At 70.1% G+C, this 22,692-nt stretch carries 15 protein-coding genes; 4 read left to right on the top strand and 11 right to left on the bottom strand.

The window, feature by feature from the left end; genetic code table 11:
• Window positions 1-70: 70 nt before the first annotated feature.
• Window positions 71-421 carry a spore germination protein GerW family protein gene (locus C1I95_RS01645; protein WP_111211959.1) on the bottom strand — a complete coding sequence of 117 codons (351 nt, stop codon included), beginning with the start codon at window positions 419-421 and terminating at the stop codon, window positions 71-73.
• A gap of 199 nt (window positions 422-620) precedes the next feature.
• Between C1I95_RS01645 and C1I95_RS01640 the strand changes: the two genes are divergently transcribed.
• Entirely contained in the window at window positions 621-1,385 is a 765-nt protein-coding gene (locus C1I95_RS01640; protein ID WP_111211941.1) for a DUF427 domain-containing protein, read from the top strand.
• An 80-nt stretch (window positions 1,386-1,465) separates the two neighbouring features.
• On the opposite strand, the gene C1I95_RS01635 is transcribed toward C1I95_RS01640, so the two are convergent.
• The 5 genes from C1I95_RS01635 to C1I95_RS01605 all read right to left on the bottom strand — a co-directional run bounded on the left by C1I95_RS01635 (window position 1,466) and on the right by C1I95_RS01605 (window position 8,571).
• On the bottom strand, window positions 1,466-5,404 hold the full coding sequence (locus C1I95_RS01635; protein WP_199523549.1) for a ThuA domain-containing protein: 3,939 nt from the start codon (window positions 5,402-5,404) through the stop codon (window positions 1,466-1,468).
• A 266-nt stretch (window positions 5,405-5,670) separates the two neighbouring features.
• Window positions 5,671-6,162 (bottom strand): 50S ribosomal protein L36, encoded by a 492-nt coding sequence (locus tag C1I95_RS37265; protein WP_438941267.1) that lies wholly within the window; start codon window positions 6,160-6,162, stop codon window positions 5,671-5,673.
• Between the two features lie 81 nt (window positions 6,163-6,243).
• Window positions 6,244-6,876: an HNH endonuclease family protein gene (locus C1I95_RS01615; protein ID WP_111211940.1), complete on the bottom strand. Its 633-nt coding sequence runs from the start codon at window positions 6,874-6,876 to the stop codon at window positions 6,244-6,246.
• Window positions 6,877-7,032: 156 nt separating this feature from the next.
• The gene (locus C1I95_RS01610) at window positions 7,033-7,755 is read right to left on the bottom strand and encodes a hypothetical protein (protein ID WP_111211939.1); all 723 of its coding nucleotides are present in this window, start codon (window positions 7,753-7,755) and stop codon (window positions 7,033-7,035) included.
• A 150-nt stretch (window positions 7,756-7,905) separates the two neighbouring features.
• Window positions 7,906-8,571 carry a YceI family protein gene (locus C1I95_RS01605; RefSeq protein ID WP_111211938.1) on the bottom strand — a complete coding sequence of 222 codons (666 nt, stop codon included), beginning with the start codon at window positions 8,569-8,571 and terminating at the stop codon, window positions 7,906-7,908.
• A gap of 356 nt (window positions 8,572-8,927) precedes the next feature.
• Here C1I95_RS01605 and C1I95_RS01600 point away from each other — a divergent pair, with 356 nt between their 5' ends.
• Complete coding sequence (locus C1I95_RS01600; protein ID WP_111211937.1) at window positions 8,928-9,929, top strand: hypothetical protein; 1,002 nt, start codon at window positions 8,928-8,930, stop codon at window positions 9,927-9,929.
• 55 nt (window positions 9,930-9,984) lie between these two features.
• On the opposite strand, the gene C1I95_RS01595 is transcribed toward C1I95_RS01600, so the two are convergent.
• From C1I95_RS01595 to C1I95_RS01585, 3 genes are all read right to left on the bottom strand, one after another.
• Window positions 9,985-14,799: a family 43 glycosylhydrolase gene (locus C1I95_RS01595; RefSeq protein WP_111211936.1), complete on the bottom strand. Its 4,815-nt coding sequence runs from the start codon at window positions 14,797-14,799 to the stop codon at window positions 9,985-9,987.
• A 159-nt stretch (window positions 14,800-14,958) separates the two neighbouring features.
• Window positions 14,959-16,842 carry a gamma-glutamyltransferase gene (gene ggt / locus C1I95_RS01590; RefSeq protein ID WP_158566246.1) on the bottom strand — a complete coding sequence of 628 codons (1,884 nt, stop codon included), beginning with the start codon at window positions 16,840-16,842 and terminating at the stop codon, window positions 14,959-14,961.
• Between the two features lie 192 nt (window positions 16,843-17,034).
• Window positions 17,035-17,616, bottom strand: coding sequence for a helix-turn-helix domain-containing protein (locus C1I95_RS01585; protein WP_111211934.1), 582 nt, complete (start codon window positions 17,614-17,616; stop codon window positions 17,035-17,037).
• Window positions 17,617-17,751: 135 nt separating this feature from the next.
• Here C1I95_RS01585 and C1I95_RS01580 point away from each other — a divergent pair, with 135 nt between their 5' ends.
• Window positions 17,752-19,011 carry a cysteine desulfurase-like protein gene (locus C1I95_RS01580; protein WP_233513234.1) on the top strand — a complete coding sequence of 420 codons (1,260 nt, stop codon included), beginning with the start codon at window positions 17,752-17,754 and terminating at the stop codon, window positions 19,009-19,011.
• Here the strand turns inward: C1I95_RS01580 and C1I95_RS35085 are convergent.
• Complete coding sequence (locus C1I95_RS35085) at window positions 18,968-20,059, bottom strand: DUF2332 domain-containing protein (protein WP_158566245.1); 1,092 nt, start codon at window positions 20,057-20,059, stop codon at window positions 18,968-18,970. The genes C1I95_RS01580 and C1I95_RS35085 overlap by 44 nt on opposite strands.
• 99 nt (window positions 20,060-20,158) lie before the next feature.
• Here C1I95_RS35085 and C1I95_RS35080 point away from each other — a divergent pair, with 99 nt between their 5' ends.
• A complete protein-coding gene (locus C1I95_RS35080) occupies window positions 20,159-21,133 on the top strand; it encodes a hypothetical protein (RefSeq protein ID WP_158566244.1) in 975 nt (324 codons plus the stop codon).
• A gap of 22 nt (window positions 21,134-21,155) precedes the next feature.
• Here C1I95_RS35080 and C1I95_RS01570 read toward each other — a convergent pair whose 3' ends face one another.
• Window positions 21,156-22,523 carry a pyridoxal phosphate-dependent decarboxylase family protein gene (locus C1I95_RS01570; RefSeq protein WP_111211931.1) on the bottom strand — a complete coding sequence of 456 codons (1,368 nt, stop codon included), beginning with the start codon at window positions 22,521-22,523 and terminating at the stop codon, window positions 21,156-21,158.
• Between the last annotated feature and the right edge of the window lie 169 nt (window positions 22,524-22,692).

Here is a 22,692-nt window from a genome sequence, read left to right as displayed (position 1 = left end):
GTTGATGTTCCGCCGTGGCCCGCTCCCCGCCGGGCTCCGAGCTGTGCGGCGCCGAGGATGCCCGCCGCCGTCAGCCGGAGGCGCGGCGACGCCGGAGGAGAACGGCGATCGACACCGCCGCGCAGGCCGCCACGACGGCGAGCCGCGTGATGTCGACGGCGGGTACGAAGCGCGCGTTCCCCCGGGAGATGACGTACGCGCCGACCGGCCTGCCCATCGTGCCGTAGCCGCCACCCAGGCCGAACGCCGTACCGGCGGGCTCCGGTCCGGAGCCGCCCCCACCGCCGCCACCGTTACTCAACGCGGCGACGGGGAGGACGACGACGCCGTCATGGGTGACGGGTTCCCCGAACACCTGCCCTGGCGTCGGGTGGTCGATGAGCCGGTGCAGGAGCCGGGACTGTTCGTCGTCATCGGGCATGGTGGTCACAGGTCTCCGTTCGCGCGGGCCGACAGTTCCGTACTGACTTCATCATGGACCGTCTGCCTCCGTCCGTCCCGCCTGATTCCGCGGCGGTTTCGGATGAGCAACCCCGACCCCGGGCACATGATCGGGTACTACCGTGAGGTCACCGATCGTTGAACCGGTACCAACCCGGAAAGCAAGCGTAGGAGGACCGGTGGCGGACTATCCCAAGGCGATCACCCAGGTCGACCACATCGAGCCGGTGCCACGCCGGATCCGCGCCTTCCTCGCCGGCGAGCGGGTGCTGGACACCACGCGGGCGCGGTACGTCTGGGAGTGGCCGTTCTACCCCCAGTACTACGTCCCGGTCGAGGACGTGCACGGCGACTTCCTGGTCGACGAGGAGAAGACGGAGCAGTCGCGGCGCGGCACCGCCCGGCTGCACGGGCTGCGGGTGGGCGAGACCTCCCGGGCCACCTGTGCCCGCCGGTACGGCGACGACACACTGGCGGGGCTGGCCGACACGATCCGGTTCGACTGGGCCGCGATGGACGCCTGGTTCGAGGAGGACGAGCAGGTCTTCGTCCACCCACGCAACCCGTACGCCCGGGTGGACGCGCTACGGTCGACCCGCCGGGTACGCGTGGAGCTGGACGGGACGGTGCTGGCCGACTCGGCCGCACCGGTGCTGGTCTTCGAGACCGGGCTGCCGACCCGCTACTACCTGAACCGGACCGACGTGGACTTCCGTCACCTCGTCCCGTCGGCGACCACGACCTCCTGCCCGTACAAGGGCCGGACCAGCGACTACTGGTCGATCCGCGTCAACGGCACGGTCCACGCGGACCTGGCCTGGTCGTACGTCTTCCCCACCGGGACGCTGCTGCCGATCGCCGGGTTGATCGCCTTCTACAACGAGAAGGTCGACCTGATCGTCGACGGTGAGCGCCTACCTCGACCGAAGACGCACTTCTCCTGAGCGGCGCCACGTCGCCGCTACCGCAGAACGGCCGTGGCCGGCACGGGAGAACCCGTGCCGGCCACGTCATCGGTGCCGGTTCAGCTCGCGTACGCCTCCAACTCCCAGAGCGAGTGGCCCCACGCCGTACCCCGGGCGGTGCCGTAGATCCGCAGGTAGCGGCCGTTGGCGCCGAGCCCGGTGTGCTCGTCGACGCCGCCGTCGGCGCCGGTCACCGTCCGCACGGTCGTCCAGGTGGTGCCGTCGTTCGAGGTCTGGATGAGGTACGAGCTGCTGTAGGCCGCCTCCCAGGTCAGCTTGACCCGGCCGATCGCGGTCGGGCTGCCGAGGTCCACCCGGATCCACTGCGGATCCGAGAACTCGCTGGACCAGCGGGTGGTGAGGCTGCCGTCCACCGCCTGGGCGCCGGCCATGCCGACCCCCTCGACGCTGGACGTCAGCGTCGGCTTGTTCAACAGCAGGTTGCCGCCCGGCGGGCCGGTCGGACCGCCGGTGCCGCCGTACACCTCGAACTCGAACAGCGAGTAGCCCCAGCCGGTGCCCCGGGCGGTGCCGGTGAGCCGGACGTAGCGGCCGGTGCCGGTCAGGCCGGTCAGGTCGTCCACGCCGCCGTCGCCGCCGGTCACCGTCCGGATCGTGGTGAAGTTGACCCCGTCCGGTGAGGTCTGGATCTGGTACCCGGTGCCGTATGCCGCCTCCCAGGTCAGCTTGATCCGGTTGATGGCGTACGTGGCGCCCAGGTCCACGTCGATCCACTGCGGGTCACTGAACGCGCTGCTCCAGCGGGTGCTGAGCACGCCGTCGAACGCGTTGGCGGCGACGAAGGCACCCTCGACGCTGGAGGCACGGGCCGGTTTGCCCCGCGCCAGGTTGGTGCCCGGCTCGGGGTCGGGATCGGGCCCCGGACCGCCGGGGCTGGTGGAGAGGGTGAACTCGTCGAGGTCGTACATTCCGCCGCCGCCCTTGAAGACGAGGAACAGGGTGCGGGTGCCGGTCGGGGCGGTGACCGCGCCGGTGACCGTGGCGAAGGTGGCGTACCCGCCGGTGGGTACCACGGTGGCCGAGCCGACCAGCGGACCGGTGGGCGAGTCCACCCGCAGTTCCAGCGTGCCGCCGGCCCCGGCCGGAGCGCCCACCCGGGCGCTGAACGACTGGATGCCGGTCAGGTTGTACGGATGGAACGAGATCCAGTCGTTGTTGTCGATGTAGCCGACGGCCGCACCGCCGTGCGCGCTGCCCGGCGTGGTGACCTGGATGCCGGAGGAGTCGCCGAAGTGCTCGGCCTGGCGGGTACGGGGTTGCAGCACCGCCTGGGCGTGCGTGGTCAACGGCGGTTGGCCGCCCCCGCCCAGGTCGGTGTAGGACGCGTCGATGATGCCGAAGATGTTCGCCGCGGTGTCGTGCTCGCCGTCGGCCGAGGTCTGGATGACCCCGGTGCAGCCCTGCGTGCTGCTGATCTGGTGGCCGTGCGAGTCGTGGCCGAGGACGTAGCTGACCTTCACCCGGGCGCAGTCGATCGTGCCGTCCTGGGCGTCGGTGACGGTGACGGTGAACGGCACGGCGTCGCCGAAGTTGAACGTCCGCCCGTTCGCCGGGGCGGTCACGGTGACCACCGGGGCGCTGTTGCCGACCGTGATGACGGTGCTCGCGGTCGCGGTCTTGCCGGTGCTGTCCCGCACGGTCAGGGTGGGATTGCGTACCCCGTTGGTGGTGTAGGTGTGGCTGGGGTTCGGCGCCGTCGAGTCGGTGGTGCCGTTGTTGTCGAAGTCCCAGGCGTAGGTGATCGGGTCACCGTCCGGGTCGAGCGTGCCGGCCGAGGAGAACTGCACGGTCAGCGGTGCGATGCCGCTGGTGGGGGTGGCCGAGACCACCGCGATCGGCGCCCGGCCGTCGCGGGCGTACTCGATGCGGTACAGCGCCGAGTTGGCGTCGCCGTTGAACCAGCCGGTGCCGTAGTCGAGCACGTAGAGGGCGCCGTCCGGACCGAACTCCATGTCCATGACCTGCGTGCCGGTCCACGGGAACGGGTTGATCTTGAATGGTTGGCCGGCCGAGTCGAGCTTGATGTTCTTGATCCAGCGGCGGCCGAACTCGCCGGCGAAGTAGGTCCCGTCGAAGTACTTCGGGAATGCCACGGCGGAGGTGTTGTTCGGGTCGTAGCGGTAGACCGGGCCGCCCATCGGGGACAGTCCGCCTCCCGTGAACTCTGGTGGGGAGCCGGATCCGCCGTACGGCAGCCAGGCGGGGATGGCCGGCGGCAGCTGGGTGATGCCGGTGTTGTTGGGCGAGTTGTTCACCGGTCCGCCCGCACAGTCGAACTTCGGTCCGGACGGCCCGGACGGGAAGGTGTAGTCGTTGTAGGCGTCGTTGCGGGCGGTGCAGTACGGCCAGCCGTAGAAGCCGGGCCGGTCGATGCGGGCGAACTCCACGTTGCCCGCCGGCCCCCGGTTCGGGTCGGCGGTGCCCGCGTCCGGGCCGTAGTCACCGAGGTAGACGATGCCGGTGGCCCGGTCCACGCTCATCCGGAACGGGTTGCGGAAGCCCATCGCGTAGATCTCCGGGCGGGTCCGCGCGGTGCCCGGGGCGAACATGTTGCCGGCCGGGATGGTGTAGCCGCCGGCCGTGCTCGGCCTGATCCGGAGCACCTTGCCGCGCAGGTCGTTGCTGTTGGCCGAGGTGCGCTGGGCGTCGAAGGCCGGGTTGCGGCCGGGCCGCTCGTCGATCGGCGTGAACCCGGCGGAGTCGAACGGGTTGGTGTCGTCCCCGGTGGACAGGTACAGGTTGCCGGCCGCGTCGAAGTCGAGGTCACCGCCGACGTGGCAGCACATGCCCCGATCGGTGGGCACGTCCAGGACCAGCGTCTCGCTGGCCAGGTTGATGGTGTGGTCCGCGTTGACGGTGAACCGGGACAGCCGGTTGACGCCCTGCCAGCGGGCGAAGTCCGCCGGGGTGCCGGTGGCCGGCGCGCCGCCACCGGGAGTGTCCAGCGGTGGCGCGTAGAACACGTACACCCAGCGGTTGGTGGCGAAGTTCGGATCGACCTTGATCCCCTGTAGGCCCTCCTCGTCGCCGGTGTAGACCGGCAGGGTGGCGGCGACCTTGGTGTTGCCGGCCGCGTCGGTGTACCGGATGACGCCGTTGCGCGCGGTGTGCAGCACACCCCGGTTCGGCAGCACGGTGAGGCTCATCGGTTCGCCGGTCTCGGCGACGCCCTTGGCCAGCTCCACCTGCTGGAAGTTGGTGTCGACCGTCCCGCCGCACTCGGTGGCGACCGCGCCGGCCGCGCCGAGGATGCCGCCGAGCAGGTGCTGGCGGAAGTTCGGCTCGGCGTACGACGCGTCGGTGTGGCCGAGGCCGGTGTACCAGGCCCGGCCCCCGGAGTAGTTGTGGCACCAGGAGATCGGGTGGTCGTACCCCATGCTCCCGCCGCTGTAGGTGCTCTCGTCCAGGGTGGCCAGCACGTGCACCTTGCCCCGTGGGTTGGTGCGGTAGTTGTACCACTCGTCCAACCGGGTCCATCGCTGCGGCAGCGTCGCGGTGGAGGGGTGCACCTGGTCGGCGACCTTGATGGTGGCGGTCTGGTCGGCCGGGTGCGAGGCGAAGTACGCCCCGACCAGCCCGCCGTACCAGGGCCACTCGTACTCGGTGTCGGCGGCGGCGTGCACGCCCACGTACCCTCCGCCGCCCCGGATGTAGCGCTCAAACGCGGCCTGCTGGGTGGCGTTGAGTACGTCGCCGGTGGTGGACAGCCAGATCACCGCGGCGAACCGGGCCAGGTTGGCGTCGGTGAACTGGGCCGAGTCCTCGGTGGTCTCGACGGTGAACCCGTTGGCGGCGCCGAGCTGCTGGATGGCGGCGATGCCGGGGCCGATGGAGCCGTGCCGGAAGCCGGCCGTCTTGCTGAACACCAGCACGTTGAACGGTGCGGCGCTGGCCGCGGGTGACGCGGCCACCATGCCGCCGGCCACGAGGACCGCGCTCAGCACGGCGCCGAGCCACGATCTCAGGGATCTGCGCACGGTAGGTCCTTTCCACGGTGTGGTGGGAGCGTGCGCCGATCACGCCTGTGCAGGAGGTGGTGGTGCCGTGGATGGTTGCGTCTCGCCCAACGCGCCGTCGCCGCCGCGAGCCATGAGACATCCAAGTGCATCGTTGCGCCTGGGTTACCGGCCCGTCAAGGGTTCTCCCGACATCCGAGAGAGCGCTCTCCCGTGCCGGGACAGGGACATGGCGAACGATCGGCGCAGTCGCGGAGCGACTGCGCCGATCGTGTTTCGCGCTGAACTCAGCCCTGGCGGCTCTTCCACTGCGGGTTGGCGCGGTTCACCACGACCACCCGGCCGCGCCGGCGAACCACCACCGAACCCGGCTTCTGCTTCAGTGACCGCAGCGAGGTACGTACCTTCATGTCTGTATCTCCTCGGCTCGGGTCCTGCCTCGTGCCGTACACAGGAGGAAACGCCGAACCGGGCGGTGGGATTCCTAAGGCGAGGTCGAGGCGGGCTGGCGGCAGCACGACCGAGCGGGGATGATCGCGCCCCGGGCGGATGTAGCCCAGCTCCCCGTGCAGATCGTTGATGTCGATCAGATAGTCGAAGTTGGCCAGCCGCAGCTTCATCATCGGCAGCGGGCTGTGCCCGCCGGCGACCAGTCGCGCCGTGCTGCCCAGCCGCTCCAACAGGCCGATGGCCTCGTCCACAGTGGTGGCCTGCCCCCACCTACTGCGAGAAGGAGGCGACTGCCTTCCTTTTGATCGTGCAGGTATACGCGTATGCATGGACATGGGCGGACCGCCGGGTCGCGGTACGCCCATGTCCATTGTGGTGCATTGCCGAGTGTCAGGGACGAGGTTGGCTGGTCAGCAGGTGCCGAGCATGGTGTTGAGGGCCGACTTCTCGGCGCTGTCCACGGTGAGGCCGTAGTACCACTTCACCTGGATCCAGGCCCGGGCGTAGGTGCAGTGGAACGCGGCGCGCGGGGGCTTCCAGGCGGCCGGGTCCTTGTCGCCCTTGGACGAGTTGATGCTGCCGGTGACCGCCCACAGTTCGGGGCCGCCGAGGTCGTTGGCGTAGGTCTGGCGTCGCGCGGTGGTCCAGGCCCAGGCCCCGGACCGCCAGGCTTCGGCGAGCGGGACCACGTGGTCGATGCTGATCTCGGAGGGGTTGGTGCGGGTCACGCCGTCATACGGGCTGTACCAGGACCCGGAGGTCGGGTAGCAGCTGGCGTCGACGACGACGTTGGTGCCGTCGCGCTTGAGGACCTGTTCCCGGGTGTTGCAGGTGCCGGTGATGGTGATCCAGTGCGGGAACAGGTCACGGTTGTAGCTGGACTGGTGGGATTCGGCCGCGACGGTCAGCGAGTTGAGCCGGCTCAGCGCCGTGCTGTACGCGGGGATGTTGGGTGGGGTGGCGTGGGCCGGTGTCGGGACCACGAGGACGGAAAGGACGAGGGCGACCACCGTGACGAGGGAGGCCTTGCCTGCGCGAGCCAACTCGACGACTCCTGACTGTCGCCTGCCACGGCGGGTGGGGGAAGCCCGACTGAGGACATGGCAGGGACAGGCAGATTGTCGCAGACATTGCGATCAATGGATCCGTCGCGGCGGGAAGACGCCGTGAACGCCACGTTAAGACCGCTGGCGAGGCGGCTACCTATGCGCTGGGGCCGGCCGCTCAGTGACCTCCCACCGGTCGCCGTGACCCGTGGCGATCGCGATCGCCTCGATCACCCGCCGGGCCGCCGCCGGATCATCGACGAAGCTGACGGCGGCTTCGAGGCCGACCGGCGGCCCACCGGCGAGGCTCGCGGCCACGGCGATCATCTGCCGGTCACGGTCCGGCACGTCGGCGGCCGCCGCGAAGCCGACCACTGCCGCCCAATCGGTGACCTGCCCCATCTCCACGGTGCCATCCGCGCCCCACACCAGACTGAAGCGCTCCACGAAGTCAGCGAAGCCCGGCTGGTCCGGAACCGTGGTGAAGGTCAGCAGATGCACGGCGGCGCGCTGGCCGAGCGTGGTGCCGGTGGCGATGTGAGTCTCCAGGAGGCCCCGAATCCCGTCACCGGTGGACCTGGAGTCGAAGCCCGGCCGGGGACTCCGATGCAGCGGCGGCGCCGTGTCGGGGTCGGCCAGCAACTCCGCCACCCGCAGGCACTCCGCACACGGCGGCAACGCGGCGATGTCGACCCACTCGCCAGTGAGATGCAGGTCGTACGCAGTGTCGATCGCCGACTGATCATCGCCCGAGACCGGACGCTCCGGAGCCGAACACAGCGTGTAACCCGTCATCCCGCCATCCCCGCCGGGCGCGTCGCTGAGGTCCACGGACAGGTGCTGGAGCCGGCGGTCCGTACACGGTTGAGGTGTCACCGGGTCCTCCTCACCACCGGATGCTTCGCCGGTCGCCCGCGACAACGAAGTCTATCCATGCCCCGCAACGGGCCCGGCCCGCACGCCGTGGAGGGATGCTTCGGCTCCCGACGACGTGGGCTGGAAACACCTCCGCGTCATCGGCCCTGGCTACCCCTGCCGGATCGCCTCGCCGGCGATCTCGATGCGCACGTTCTTGCCGACCAGGACGCCACCGCTCTCCAGCGCCACGTTCCAGACCAGACCGTAGTCCTCCCGGTCGATCTCCGCCGTCGCGCTGAACCCGAAGATGTCCTGTCCGTACGGATCGCGTCGGGCGCCGCCGAACTCGACCTGGAGGTCGACCGTACGGGTGACCCCCTTGACGGTCAACTCACCGGTGAGCACGAAACGCGCGGTCACCGGGTTCGCCTCCGGAGACGGCTCCGCCGACTCCGCCCGCCGGCCGAGCCGGTGGTTCTTCAGCTTCGCCCAGAAGAAGATCGGATCGGTCTTCTCCAGCAACGCGATCCCGGTGCTGCGGTACTCCAGGGTCGGAAACTCTTCCACGTCGAGGAAATCGGCGCTGCGCAGGTGGGTGTCCCGATCGGCGTTCGCCGTGTCGAGACTGCCCGCCGCAATGGTCACCGCGATCGATGACTGGAGCGGATCCTCGGCGACGAGGATGTGCGCGCTCGCTTCCCGGAATTCGCCTCGAACCGGGCTCACCATCATGTGTCGGGCGACGAACCCGATTCGCTTGTGGGCCGCGTCAAGCTCGTAGCTACCGGGGGCGGGAATGGACATGCCATCCCAGATCCGTGTGGAAGCGGTCATCGTTCGCTACTCTCTCCCCCGACTTGCTCAACCCCGCCCATGGCCCACCACCTGCTGCCCTGGCCGCTGGCATCGGGGAGCCGGACGATCATCCGCAGCCCAGCATAGGGAGATCAACGGTGCCTCCGTCCACACCAGCAAGGCATGCTGGCCGTGAGGACAATCACTTTCCCTCAACAGGTTCGAAATCCACTGGGGACCAATTGGGAATCAACCCGCAAATGGTGTACGGAGTTGATCATCACGCAGAAGCGCGATAGGTGACGCAATACCCCCGGATGGACCGGCCGCGCCACCACCACGCTCTCGCTGGACGCCAACTCACGCCGTGATCATCGGTGCCGTACCGTCGTGCCGTGCATTTCGTGTATCGCTCGCACTACGAGGGCCGGTTGAGCAAGCGGGTCCGGCGACTGCCCGACGAGACAGTGCTGGACTGGTTCCGGCGGGGCTGGGACTGCGACGATCCCGAGTCGTGGGTCGAGAACGAACTCGGCGATGACGTCTACGGCCTCGATTCGATCTTCGAGGCGGCGCGCGAGCATGGCCTGCCCCGGCCGGCAACAACCAGCGAGCTGCGCGAACTCCTGCACGAGCACCTGTACGTCGAGGGCGACGAGGACTCGATCCGGCTCGACGAGCACAGCCTCCGGGTACGGACCGACGACGACGAGGTCGAGCTGGCCTACTTCTTCCTCGACGACGAGGTGGTCGCGAGCGCCGCCGGCCGGTTGGCATACCTGTTCCAGTCCTGGCCGCTGCCCGGTGGGGAGAGTGGCCTGACCCCGTTCGCCGCCGAGGTGCCGGTGACGGTCGTCGCGCCCGGAGCCGGTGACGGTGACGTCAGCACGTACGCGGTGTTCCTCACCTTCTACGACGGCGAAAGCCTCGCCTGCACCCAGCCGCTGGTGTTCCCGGGGGTCGGGCTGCGGGAGCTGGCCGGACAGCTCCGCACCGCGAGCCCCGGAACCGGTGCGGAGTGGCCACCGGAGCTGCTGGTCCTTCGGGCACTTGTCGCGCCGGGTGAAGACGCCATCGGGCCGGCCTTGGAGCGCTGCAACCGCTGGCCCGGGTTCAATCTCAACGCCGAGCCGTGGCCGAACCTGCCCGACGACCACGACACCGCCCACCGTCACGCCATGGAGCTGCTGACGACCGGCCAGTACGTCGACGGCCGGCGCCCCGACGCGTCGCACATCGAGGTCGGCGAGCATCTCGTTCAGGTCAGCATGCACTGTAGCGAGTCGTTCGGATACCAGCAGTGGTTCCTGTTCGACACCCGATGGGCGGCCACTCACCCCGACCTCGCCCAATCGCTGCTGCGCTACGGCAACCACTGGGATCCGCTCGGTGACTGAAGGCGGGGTGCCCGGCCGTGGTGGCCGAGCACCCCGCCGTCTTTCGATCCAGGGACTACTGGGCAGCCTTGATCGGCTGGGTTTCCTTCGACCGGGCGACGCCCGGGACGGTGTTCGGACGGGTCGCCGTCACCTGCACGGACAGGCGGTGGCCCACGTCGGCGACCTGGGGCGCGTATTGCCGTCCGGTCGCACCGGCGATCGGTACGCCGTCACGCAGCCACTGGTATTCGAAGGTGAGGCCACGCTGGTTCCATTCCCCGGTGGTGGCCGAGAGAACCTTGCCGATCTTGGCCGCTCCGTCGATCTCGGGGCGGTCCTTGGCGACGGGCGCCGGTGCCAGCGCCGGCACCTGAAGGACGCCCTCGGCGCTGGTGTTGCCCGCGACGTCGGTGGCGCGGTAGTGGATGGTGTGTGCCGCGGCGTCCCGGTCCAGGGGCGACAGGTAGGGCTGCCACGGGCCACCGTCCACGCGGTACTCGGTCCGGGCCACCCCGGAGTCGGTGTCACTGCTGCTGATGGTGACGGTCCGGTCGGTCAGGGTCGCGTCGACGGTCGGCGCGACCAGGTCGACCTTGACCGTCAGCGACCAGGGGTCGCTCCACCAGAGGTTGACGCCCTGCGCCCGGTAGTCGATGCGGTGGGTGCCGGCCGGCAGCGTGACCGGTTCCCGGTACGGGAACCAGCCGCCCCCGTCGATCTGGTACTCGACCAGCCGCACCGCCGGCCCGGCGGTGAGGTTCAAGGCCGCGCCGATGCCGTGCCAACCGTCCGCGCCCGGGTTGGAGACGGTGGCCGGTGGCTGGCCGCCTTCGTAGCGCAGCGGCGCGACGCTGGTCAACGTAGGGATCACCGGCCGGATCGTGCCGTCCGCGTTGAAGTGCAGCCGGTCGATGGTGGTTTCCCGATGGGTGCCGTCGCCGCCCGGGATCGCGAAGCGGTGGTAGGCGATGTACCAGTCATCGGTGCCGGGGACCTGGAGGATGGAGTGGTGCCCGGTGCCGAGGATGCCCTGGCTGGGGTCCTTCGTGAGGATCTCGCCCCGGTTGGTGAACGGTCCCAGCGGGCTGGTGCCGACGCCGTAGCCGACCCGGTAGTTCTCGCTTCGGGTGTCGTCGATGGACCAGGACAGGTAGTAGCTTCCGTTCCGCTTGTTCATGAAGAGGCCCTCGCGGAAGCCGGTGAGGTTGGTGAACCGCACCCGTCTGGCCACGTCGTAGGAGATCATGTCGTCGTTGAGCGGCACGGCGTAGGCGTTGCCGTTGCCCCAGTAGAGGTAGCTGGTGCCGTCGTCGTCGGTGAAGACCGCGGGGTCGATCTGCTGTGCCCCGTTGTAGTCGGCCTTGTCCACCAGCGGCTTGCCGAGCGGGTCGACGAACGGCCCGAGCGGCGAGTCGGACACGGCGACCCCGATGTTCTGCGCGGCGGAGAAGTAGAAGTAGTACTTCCCGTTCTTCTCGATGGCCGCTGGGGCCCACGCGTTGGTGTCGGCCCAGGAGACGTCCGGCCCGAGATCCAGGATCGTGCCGTGCTCGGTCCAGTCGACCAGATTCCGGCTCGACCACACCTTGAAGGTCGAGCTGCCCCAGTTCGGGTGGCCGTCGGTGGTGGCGTAGATGTAGTAGGTCTCGCCGAACCGCACGATGTTCGGGTCGGCGTTGAATCCGGGCAGGACCGGGGAGCGCATCTCGACGGCCCGTACGGTCCATTCGCGGGTCGTACCGGACTGGCTGGTGACGGTCAGCTTGACCGGCGACGAGTAGTCCCGTGGACCGGCCGGCGTGCTGGTGGAGGTCGGCGCGACCTGGTAGGCCGGGTCGAGGTTGCGCAGGTCGGTGCCCGGCTTGACCGGGAGGGTGATGGTGCTGGTCGCCGAGTCGATCAGGGCGGCCACCTTGAGGCTGTCGAGCTGCACGCCGGTGACGCTGGTCCCGTTGGCGCCGAGCCCGGCCACCTCGGCGTCGGTGAGCGCCCGGCTGTAGATCGAGAAGTCCCGGACTCGGCCCTTGAGGTACCGGTCGGCGGTGTATAGGGAGCGGCCGATGTAGTTGGCCGTGGTGCGGCCGTTGCCGATGTCGCCGGGGCGGTTGACCACGCCGGTCCTCTCGGCCACCCGAATGCCGTCCAGGTAGATCCGGGCGGTGCCGGTGGCGTCCAGCGTGTAGGTCAGGGTCTTCCAGACTGCGCGCGGCACTGCGCTGGCGCTGCCGGCGGTCTCCTCACCGGTCCAGTTCCGCAGGCTGATCGAGGTCCGGTAGTTGTTCCCGGTGGTGAAGAGGTAGCCGTTGCCCGCCCCGCCGGCGTCGGTGTTCCCCAACCCCCAGATGAAGTACGGCGTGGCCTGGTCCGCGGCGATGTTCACGTCCAGGGAGACGGTGATCTCGTTGAGCCCGGACATCATGTTGTCGGGCAGCCGGACGTGGCCGTTGCCGCCGCCGAGGGACAGCGAGCTGTCGCTCCAGTTGGCGTCCCCGGACAGCGTCGCGTGGTAGCCGTTGCCGGAGTCGTCGGTGACCGTGGTGCCCGTGCTCTGGTTGAGCGGGTAGTGGGCGACCAGGCCCTGTTCGGTGCGCTTCACCGGAGGCGGCGCGTCGAGCAGGGCGTCGAGTTCCCGCTGGGTGACCGGGATGACGGTGCCGTGACGGGGACTGGCGGGCAGGTCGTACGCCGCCGGCACGCGCCAGTTCGGATTGTCGAGGTCGTCGGTGCCGAGCGGGATGTAGCCGCGTCCGCCGTACTCGTCGACGAACAGGTAGTACGCCGAGCCTGAGGTGTCGCCCGGGTTCGCCTTGAACACGGTCGGTCCCTCGACGGCGGAGGTGCCGGCCTTGCGGCCGATGCACGCGTCGACCGGGGACCAGGCGGGCCTGCCCGGCAGGTCGACGGCGGTCAGCGAGGTGGACTTCTCCTGGATGATGTCCGAGCAGCCGGTGCCGCCGCCGCCCTCGTCCTTGGTGAAGCGGTGGTAGGTGTCGCCGGCCTTGATGACCGTCGAGTCGATGCGCGACCCGCCCGGGTCCTGCCAGATCGTCGGTTCGCTGAAGGTGACGAAGTCGCGGGTGGTGGCGGCCAGCATCCGGTTGTACGTGTTGCCGGTGTGGTTCGGGTCGTCGGCGGCGTACAGCTTCGAGGCCCAGAACACGAGGTACTCGCCGCGGGCATCGTCCCAGTACGCCTCCGGCGCCCAGGTGTTGCCGGCGGTCGGCGGCGAGACCAGGACGTGTCGCTGCTCGGACCAGGTCACCAGGTCGGTCGACTCCCAGACCTCCAGGTACCGGCTGCCCTGACGCTGGGCGACATCCCAGTTGCCGTTACGACCGATGGAGAGGTCGGTGGCGATCAGATAGAAGCGGTCGCCCTCCGGGGACCGGATGAGGAACGGGTCACGCAGCCCCAGGGTGCCGTGGTTCGACTCCAGTCTGGGCTGGCCGCCGTTGACCTCGGTCCAGCGCAGGGCGTTGTTGCCGCGACTGGCCGCGAAGTAGATCTTCTCCCCGGCGATCGAGTTCCCGGTGAAGTAGCTGAACGCGTAGCCGGCGTACGGCTCGGCGGCGGGCAGTTGGCGGACGGTCAGTGCGATGGCCCGCTCGGCGGTCGCCGTGCCGACGGTGACGGTGGCGGTCACCGTCACGCGCGCATCGCCGGCACCGGGTGCCGGCCGGTGCACGACACCGTCCGGGGCGACGATCGCGGGCTGGCTGGACCGCCAGGCGACGGTGGCCCCGTGCAGGCCGCTGCGGGGCATGGTGAGGTTGCCGCGCACGTCGCCGGTGTGGACCAGGGCGAGTGCGGCCGCCGCCGCTTCGGCCCGGCTCTGATCCGACTCGTTGGGCAGCACGGTGGCGGTGAACGTCCGGGTGTCGCTCGCGGCGCCTCGGGTGAGCCGGGCCGTCAAGGTCACCTGGGCCGGGCCGGTGGACGCGGCGGGGCGGGTCACCGCGCCGGTCGGGCTGATGGTCGCCGGATCGCTGGAGGACCAGGCGATGGTGGAGCCGTACGCGCCGACGGTGGGCAGGGTCAGGTTGCCGGTCACCCCGGACAGGTCGCCGAGGTCGAGGGCGGCGGTGTCGGCGGCCACCCGCGTGCTGTCCGGCAACGCGATCGTCGCCACCTCTTCGGGGCTGAGCGCCCGGTCGTAGATCCGGAAGTTCAGCACCTTGCCCTTGAGGAACCGGTCGCTGGCGTAGTTCGACCTGCCGAGGTTGTTGTTGGTCGTCGTGCCGTTGCCGACCGCGCCGGGCAGCACGGTGACGGCGGTGTTGCGGGCGACCTGGACGCCGTCCTCGTAGAGGGTGCCGGTGGTGCCGGTCTGGGTGTAGGTGACGGACTTCCACACGCCGCGGGCCAGGTTCGCGCCCTTGCTGGTCACCCGCTCGCCGGACCAGTTGGTCGTGGTGATCCCGGCGCGGAACGCGTCACCGCTGGTGAACAGGTAGCCGGTCCCCGCCGAGGAGGTTGCCGAGTTGCCCAGACCCCAGATGAAGTACGGGGTCTGCTGCGTGGCGTCGACGTAGACGTCGACCGAGACGGTGATGGACGACAACCCGGTCATCAGGTTGTTCGGCAGCTTCACGTGGTCGTCGACGCCGTCGAGTTGGAGGCCGTGCCGGCCGGTCCACGTGCCGCCGCCGTTGACGGTGCCGTGGTTGCCGTGGCCGGAGCTGTCGATCGCCGTGCTGCCGGTCGTCTGGGTCAGGTCGTAGCGGACCAGCAGGCCGTCGGTGACATCGGCCGGGGCGGCCGTGGCCGTGCCGGGCAGGAGTCCGGCTACCAGCGCCAGCAGCGTGCCGGCGACGAGTAGACGAGTGGCTGAGCGGGGTGGAGTGGGGGTGGACGGTGGTCGTCGGCGCGCGCGGGGCAGCGGTGACATGACATTCCTCTTTCGAGAATGTTAACGTTCACAACGATGAATCTTGTCCGCGATGGACGCGCAGTGTCAAGAGCACTCCGACGCGGAACCCCTGCCTGAAGTCGGTCTTCAGCAAAGACCACTCCAGACAGGGGTTCCGCGTCGCTCCCCCTGAGCTGGTCAGGACGACCGCGGCCTGGGCAGGCCGATCACCGTTCCTTCCCGCCGCGAGTCGGCGCCGCCGTACTGCTTGCCGGTCTTGGGATCGACCACCACCGCCTGCACCGAGCCGATGTCGGCGCCGGTGCTCACGGTGTAGCCCAGCGCACGCAGCCCGCTGACGGTCTGGTCCGGGAAGCCGTTCTCCAACGACACCGAACTTGCGGTGCCGGTCACCGAGACGCGGGGCGCGTCGATCGCATCCTGGATCGTCATCTTGTGGTCGATGAGATTGAGGGCGACGTTGAACACCGAGTTGATGATCGTGGCACCGCCGGGCGAGCCGAAGGCGACCAGCGGCCGGCCGTCGGGCGTGAGGATCATCGTCGGCGTCATGCTGCTGCGCGGCCGCTTGTTCGGCTGCACGTCGTTGTAGCCGGGCTCGCCGGTGTACGGATTGATGGTCGGCGTGAGGTTGAAGTCGGTCAGTTCGTTGTTCAGCAGGAAGCCGAAGTTGCGGAACGACCCGCCGGTGCCGGGGTAGCCCGCGAAGACACCGATCCCGTGCCCAGACTCGATGGTGTTGGTGTAGGACACCATGTTGCCCCACTTGTCGATGACCGAGAAGTGCGTGGTCGTCTCGCCCGGCCCGGTGACCGGTTCGGCCGTCGGCACCAGCGGGCCGGCCTCGACCTCCGGGTCCTGGAACGGGCGCGGGTCACCCGGAGACGGGTTCGGCGTGATCCGCTCGCCCGCCACGATCGCGGCCCCTCGGAGCGCGACGTAATCCGGGTGCAGCAGCCCCTTGCCCGGCACCGCCACGAAGTCGCTGTCGCCCATCCAGATCGACCGGTCGGCGAACGCGAGCCGCATCGCGTCGACCATCACGTTCACCGTCTTCGGTGACCCGAAGCCGAAGCCCTGACGCTCATCCCCGATCGGCAGGCGCTCGAGCATCTTCAGCATCTGGGTCACGGTCAAGCCGCCCGACGACGGAGACGACATCAACCTGATCTTGTGTCCGCGATACGTGGTTTCCGTCGGCACCCGCAGCGTCGCCTGGTAGTTCTCAAGATCGGCGTGGGTCATGCTGCCGCCCTTGCCGTTCGGCGCCTGCGGCCGGTTGAACTTCTGACCCTCGACAATGCCCTTGGCGATGTCGCAGCCCTGCTCCGGCAGGTACCGGTAGAAGCAGTCGGCACCGTTGGCGGCGATCAGGCGAAACGTCTCGGCAAGGGGCTTGTTCTGCACCAGCGAGCCGACCACCGGCGCCACGCCGCCCGGGCAGAAGTACGCCTCGGCCTCCGGCGAGTTGCGCGCGCGGCTGCTGCAACTGGCCTCCGAGTACCGCGGGGTCGCGGCGAAGCCGTTGTCGGCCAGCTTGATGGCCGGCTGTAGCGTACGGGCGAGCGACAGCTTGCCGTAACGCTCCAGCGCCATCTCGGTACCGCGCACCATCCCCGGTACGCCGACGGCCACGCCCTGGAGCGAGGCGTTCGGCACGCCCACGAACATGTCCGGCGTCGCCGCGGCCGGGGCGCGTTCCCGCGAGTCGATGGCGACGGTCTCACCGGTCGCGGCCAGATGGATCATCATGAAGCCGCCGCCACCGATGCCGGCCGATTGCGGCTCGACCACGTTCAGGGCGTACGCGATCGCCACCGCGGAGTCGATCGCGTTGCCGCCGCTCTCGAGTATCTGCGCGCCGGCTTCGGCGGCGTACGGGTTGGCCACCGCCACGACGCCCTGGCGGAACGCCTTGCCCGACCACGGCGGCGGGTTGCCCTTCGCGTGCGGCGGCAGCGACACGCCGGACTGAATGCCCAACGACTGATCGTTGGTGCTTGCCTGCGCGTTGGCGATCGAACCAGGGCCGGTGCCCGCCAGCAGTGTGGCTAGCAGCACGCATCCCAGGGCTCTCCGGGAATGAGTCATGTCCTTGCCTCCAAAACCCGCAACCACCGTGTGAGTCCACGGTGGTGTGTGACGGCTGGGCCGGGAGTGAGCGTATGCACATGCATCGTCATCGACGGGCGTCGTGGACCGGGACTTGACCAACTCTTGAGGCTGGCCGCGACGCGCAGGGTCCGCCTCGACCTAGGCGGTGACGTGGGCGACGCGGACGAAGCGGACCGGCTTACTGCCGTCGTTGCGGTAGCCGTATCCACGGTCGGTGGCCAGCCGCGCCGACGCACCGGCGTCGAGGACGGTGTCGTCGTGGCCGTCGGCGATCAGGGTCAGCACGCCGCTGATGACCAGGAACAACTCTTCGCTGCCGGGTGGGTCCGGCTCGGCCTGGTAGGAATCCCCGGGTACGAGGGTCCAGTCCCACAGGGCGGCGGAGGGGCGCAGCGTGCTCGCGGCGGACAGCACCGCGTGACTCCCGGCCGTGGAGGACCAGATGCCGGTAGCGGTGCCGGGGGCGTCGACCACCAGCGTGCCGGGCCGGGTCTGCCGGGCCAGGGATGCGAAGTCGGTGCCGAGGGCGTGGGCGACCTTCGCGACGGTGACCAGGCTGGGGTTGGCCTCGCCGAGCTCGATGTGGCTGAGCATCCGCACGCTCACCCCGGAGGCGTCGGCCAGTTGCTGCATCGTCATGCCGGCCGCCTGACGGCGCCGGCGCACCTCCTGGCCGACCCGCTCAACGAACGGGTCGCTCCAGCCGGCCCTGCTCTCCATCGGCACCTCCGCACTCGGCCCTGGTGGCACGCGACCCGTCCACCAGGAGCCCGGCCGCGACATGCAGCATATTGCACACGGCCAAGGATCTGCACTATGTTGCATACGCACAGGCTCGACCGTCAGGAGACCGACTTGACCTCCATCGCATCCGCCGCCAGCGCATCAGCCGGGTTCGACGTCGCCGCGCTGAGGGCGCACTTCCCGTCCCTGGCCTCGGGCATTGCGCACTTCGACGGTCCGGGCGGCACGCAGACGCCGCAGCCGGTCGCCGACGCGATCGCCGCCATGATCACCAGCCCGCTGTCCAACCGTGGCACGGGCGCGGTGTCCGAGGCCAACGCCGACACCGCGGTCACCGCGTTCCGGCAGGCCTACGCCGACCTGCTCGGCGTTCCCGCCCGTGGGATCGTGCACGGCCGCAGCGCCACGCAACTGACCTTCGACTTCTCCCGGGCGATCTCCCGGCAGTGGCGCCCGGGTGACGAGGTCGTCGTGACCCGGCTCGACCACGACGCCAACATCCGGCCCTGGGTGATCGCCGCCGAGCACACCGGTGCGGTCGTACGCTGGATCGACCTCGATCCCGCCACCGCCGAACTCGCCCCCGCCTCCGTCGAGGCCGCCGTCACCGAGCGGACCCGGCTGGTCGCCGTCACCGCCGCGTCCAACCTGCTCGGCACCAAGCCCGCGCTGCGGGCGATCGCCGACGCCGCGCACGCCGTCGGCGCGCTTGTCCACGTCGACGGGGTGCACTACACCGCGCACCAGTTCGTCGACGTCCCCGCCCTCGGCGCGGACCTGTACGTCTGTTCCCCGTACAAGTTCCTCGGCCCACACTGCGGCGTCCTGGCCGCCGACCCCGACCTACTCGAAACCCTGCAGCCGGACAAGCTGCTGCCCTCCACCAACGCCGTCCCCGAACGCTTCGAACTGGGCACCCTGCCCTACGAGACCCTCGCCGGCGCCACCGCCGCCGTCGACTTCCTCGCCGGCATCGCCCCCGGGCCCGGCGGAACCACGGACGGCGGTACCTCGCGGCGGGAGCGGCTGCGCACCTCCCTGCACGCCGTCGACGAGCACGAGACGCGCCTTCGTCGCCGGCTCGAAGACGGACTCGCGGCGCTGGGCGCCGACGTCGTGGTCCACTCCCGCGCCGCCGACCGCACCCCGACCCTGCTGATCACTCTGCCCGGCCGCAAGACATGGGACGCCTACCAGTTCCTCCTCGGCCGTGACGTCCTCGCCCCCGCCGGATCCTTCTACGCGTACGAGCCGTTCCGCCGCCTCGGTCTGGACGACGAGCACGCGCTCCGGCTCGGTCTGGCCCCCTACAGCGACGACACCGACATCACCCGCGTCCTCGACGGCCTGGCCGCCTTCCTCGCCCAGTGACCATGTCGTTCATCTCGGGAAGTGGTTCCAGCCAGGCCAGATGCCCGTCGGCGACGGCGATGGTCCGACTTCCCGCCGCGTCGGTCGCGGTCAGTCCGACACCGGGGCGACCCGAGGGCGCGGTGCGCTGATCGTCCTCCAGCGCGAGATGCAGCATCGGACCGTGCACCCCGAAGGAGGCGACGGCGGCGTCGAAGGCTGGGCGGTCCTCAGCGGGCACGTGGATCCGGGTGGCGGTGTGTACGACGAGTCGCGGTAGCCCTGGTGGGAGGGTTGCCGCGACCTTGGGGCCGACCTCGATGGCATTGCCACCCCGCACCCGCGGCGGGTCAGCCGCCACGACCTCCATCGCCGCTTGCAACTGCGCCGCCTGGTGCGAGTTCTCCGGCCATACCAGCGCGCGCAGCCACGCCCGATCGTCATCATCAGCGATGTCGGGAGGGGCGAGGTCGATGCCGACCACGTCGGCAACGTCCGGCAGCTGGTCCAGGTCGGGCAGGAGGCCCGCGTCCGGAACCTCGACCTGGATGTGGACCGGTGAGGTCGGGTCGCCGAAGGCGGCGCTGCCCACCGTGAAGGCGTACCGGTCGGCACGCAGATTCAGGCCCGCGCTACAGCCCACCTCGACCACGCAGACGGGTGCCGACGTCACCTGGCGCAGCAACGCGAGACCGAGCCGTAGCACCACAGCGCGCTGTACGTGGTTGGTCTGCACCAGCCGCGTGCCGAGTATCGACGTGATCTGCGCCGAGTACGCGTCGCAGAATCGCATGAAGGCGCGGCCGGTGTTGCGGTCGAACGGGCGCGCGGAGTCACCGACGACCGACGGGTAGTACTCGGCCAGTGCGTCGGGCGCGCCGCGCAACAGCAGGTAGTGGACGGCGCCGAAGAGCGCGAACGTCGGCTGCTGGCCATGCCGGGTGCGGGCCGCCAGTCCAAGCAACGCCTCGTCGTTCGCGACGACCGTGAGCAGCTGGCGGTACAGCGGCGAGCTGTCGAAACCACGCGCCGTGCGGAACGTCTCTGCCACGGTCTCGATGTCACGCACGATCCGACAGTAGCGGGACCGCCGAGTTGCGCGAGGGAACCCGACAGGACCGGCCGTAGTCTCAGCCAATGACGTGACCGGCGATGTTGGGGGTTTGCCATGCGGGGTCGGGCAGCGGCGGTGGTGGTCGGCCTTGCGTTGGCGGTGGGCGGCTGCGCGGGTACCGCACCGGCCGGCGACGGTTTGACGGAGCCGCGACGTTCCTCCGGGTCGCCCGAGGTGCACCCGAGCTGGGAATCGTGCGGCGCCGCCACGTCGGAGACGGAGGTCTACCTCAGCGGCAGTCAGGAAGCGCTCTTGCTGCCGTCGCTGGATGAGGGATTCCAGCCGGTGGCGGCGGTCGTCTGCCGGGTCGTACCGCAGCGGCGACCCAACGGCGGCGAGGATCTGGTCGCGGTGGAGGAGCGGGCCGACGACGTGGCCGCGCTGGTCCTGTCCCTGCGGCTGCCGGACCAGAAATCGACGGAGAGCGCCTGCACGCTGGAGTTGCCGTTCGTACCCTGGTTGGCGCTGCTGGATGCGCAGGGCCGTTGGGTCCGCCCGGGGGTGCCGACCGACGTCTGCGGGAAGCCACGCCAGGAGTTCCGCACCGCGTACGACCAACTGCCGGCCGAGCGGGTCACCACCCGGGTGCTGCGGGAAATCGAGTCGGACGAGGCCGTCGCCAGCGGGTGCAGCCAGCAGTGGGCGGACATGGTGTGGGTCACGGGCCAGTTCGGCGGTGGCCAGGACACCACGCCAGGCGTCCTGCCCGCCGACGACGCGGACGTACGCGTCTGCGTCTATCAGGTTCCCGAGAGCGAGCAGGGTGGCGGAAAGCCCGCCGGCGATTTCCAGTCGGGCGGCGAACTCGCCGCCGGGAAGTGGACGGCGGTCAAGCGGGAACTGACCGCCGCCGGCCCGGCCGCCGCCTGCCCCACGCCGGCCAGCCGCTTCGCCGTGTTGCACCTGCCCATCGGGTTCGTCTACGTGGAGGCCGACGGCTGCCGGCGGGCGCTGGTCGAAGCCGGCACCGGCCCGAGCGCCCTGCGGCAGGGTACGGCCAGACTGACATCCCTGCTCTTCGACCAGTGACGCCGGGCCAACGTGTTTGGCCTCAGGCGGCGAGGCGGGTGATCGCGGCGACCGACCGGTCCACGTCCGCCTCGGTCGTGGTGGCGTTCGACACCGAGATCCGCATGAGTCGACGTCCACGCCAGGTCGTGCCGCCCACCCAGCAGGTGCCGTCCGCCTGCACCGCTGCCACCACCCGGTCGGTGTGCGCGTCGTCACCGAAGCCCACCAGCACCTGGTTGAGAACCACCTCGTTCACCACCTCGAACCCGGCCGAGGTCAGCCCGTCGGCGAACCGGCCGGCCAGCGCACAGCAGCGGTCCACCAGCGCCGCCACCCCGTCGCGGCCCAGCTCCCGCAACCCGGCCCAGGCGGCGAACCCACGGGCCCGGCGGGACGACTCGGCAGTCAGGTCGGACCCCACCGGTGCGCCGCCCGAGCCGACCAGGTACGCGGCAGCGTAGGACATCGCCGCCCCGTGCACGTCGGGCCGGGAACAGAACGCGAAGGCCGAGTCGTATGGAAGGTTCAGCCATTTGTGGCCGTCACAGGCCCACGAGTCCGCCAGCTCCACTCCGTCCACCAGGTGCCGGGTGGCGGGGCTGGCCGCCGCCCACAGACCGAATGCTCCGTCCACATGCGCCCACCCACCGTGCCGGTGGACCAGTTCGCACGCCTCCCGCAGCTGATCGCAGGCACCCGTGTTCACGTTGCCGGCTTGAAGGCACACGATGGTGGGGCCGGCGCTGCCGGCTCGCAGCACGTCCCGCAGCGCCCCGAGGTCGATGGCGCCGTTCGGCCCGGCGGGCACCGGTTCCACCACGTCGGTCCCCAGGCCGAGCAGCCGTAGCGACCGGTCGATGGTCGCATGCCGTTCGTCTCCGCCGATCACCCGGATCGGCGGCGCACCGAGCAGCCCCCGCCGTTCCACGTCCCAACCCGCCTCCGCCAGCACCTGGTGCCGGGCGGCGGCGAGCCCGACGGTGTTGGCCGCCTGGCAGCCGGTGACGAAACCGACCGATGCCGAGGCTGGGATCCCCAGCAGTTCCTTCAGCCAGCTGCCAGCGGCGGCCTCCGCGGCGATGGCAGCCGGCGACGTGACGGCGTTGTGCCCGATCTGGTCCCAACCGGCGGCGAGCATGTCAGCCGCGGTTGCCGCCGGCAATGCGCCGCCAACCACGAACCCGAAGTATCGCGGCCCGGCGTTCGCGACCAGGCCGGGCTCGGCTGACCGGACCAGGTCCGCGAGCACCTGCTCTGGTGGGGTGGGCGAGGAGGCCAACGGGCCGCCGAACGCCTCGGCCAACACGCCCGGGTCGATCGGCGTGCCGACGGGCCGGTCCGGCAGAGACCGCCGGAAGGCGGCTGCGTGGTCAGCGGCCAGCCGGAACAGACGACTGATTCCCTCCATGAACGCATCCTATTGCCGGGACCCCGCCGGACGCGATCTTGAGCACGGCCGGCGGCGAACAGGCGTCAGCCACCGTTCCTGCTTCGGCGCGGGCCATCGCACCCACCGGGTCGGGCATCCGCGACCGTTGCCCCGCCAGTGTGGGCGGAACCCGGCACTGACGAGGCAA

The organism is Micromonospora craterilacus (assembly GCF_003236315.1).
Classification (GTDB): domain Bacteria; phylum Actinomycetota; class Actinomycetes; order Mycobacteriales; family Micromonosporaceae; genus Micromonospora; species Micromonospora craterilacus.
This window is presented reverse-complemented; position numbering and strand designations above follow the sequence as displayed.

Excerpts from the sequence above, each read along its gene's own strand:
- C1I95_RS01645 (WP_111211959.1), bottom strand. The coding sequence starts at position 421 with ATGCCCGATGACGACGAACAGTCCCGGCTCCTGCACCGGCTCATCGAC.
- C1I95_RS37265 (WP_438941267.1), bottom strand. The coding sequence starts at position 6,162 with ATGCATACGCGTATACCTGCACGATCAAAAGGAAGGCAGTCGCCTCCT.
- C1I95_RS01605 (WP_111211938.1), bottom strand. The coding sequence starts at position 8,571 with ATGACCGCTTCCACACGGATCTGGGATGGCATGTCCATTCCCGCCCCC.
- C1I95_RS01595 (WP_111211936.1), bottom strand. The coding sequence starts at position 14,799 with ATGTCACCGCTGCCCCGCGCGCGCCGACGACCACCGTCCACCCCCACT.
- C1I95_RS01585 (WP_111211934.1), bottom strand. The coding sequence starts at position 17,616 with ATGGAGAGCAGGGCCGGCTGGAGCGACCCGTTCGTTGAGCGGGTCGGC.
- C1I95_RS35080 (WP_158566244.1), top strand. The coding sequence starts at position 20,159 with ATGCGGGGTCGGGCAGCGGCGGTGGTGGTCGGCCTTGCGTTGGCGGTG.
- C1I95_RS01570 (WP_111211931.1), bottom strand. The coding sequence starts at position 22,523 with ATGGAGGGAATCAGTCGTCTGTTCCGGCTGGCCGCTGACCACGCAGCC.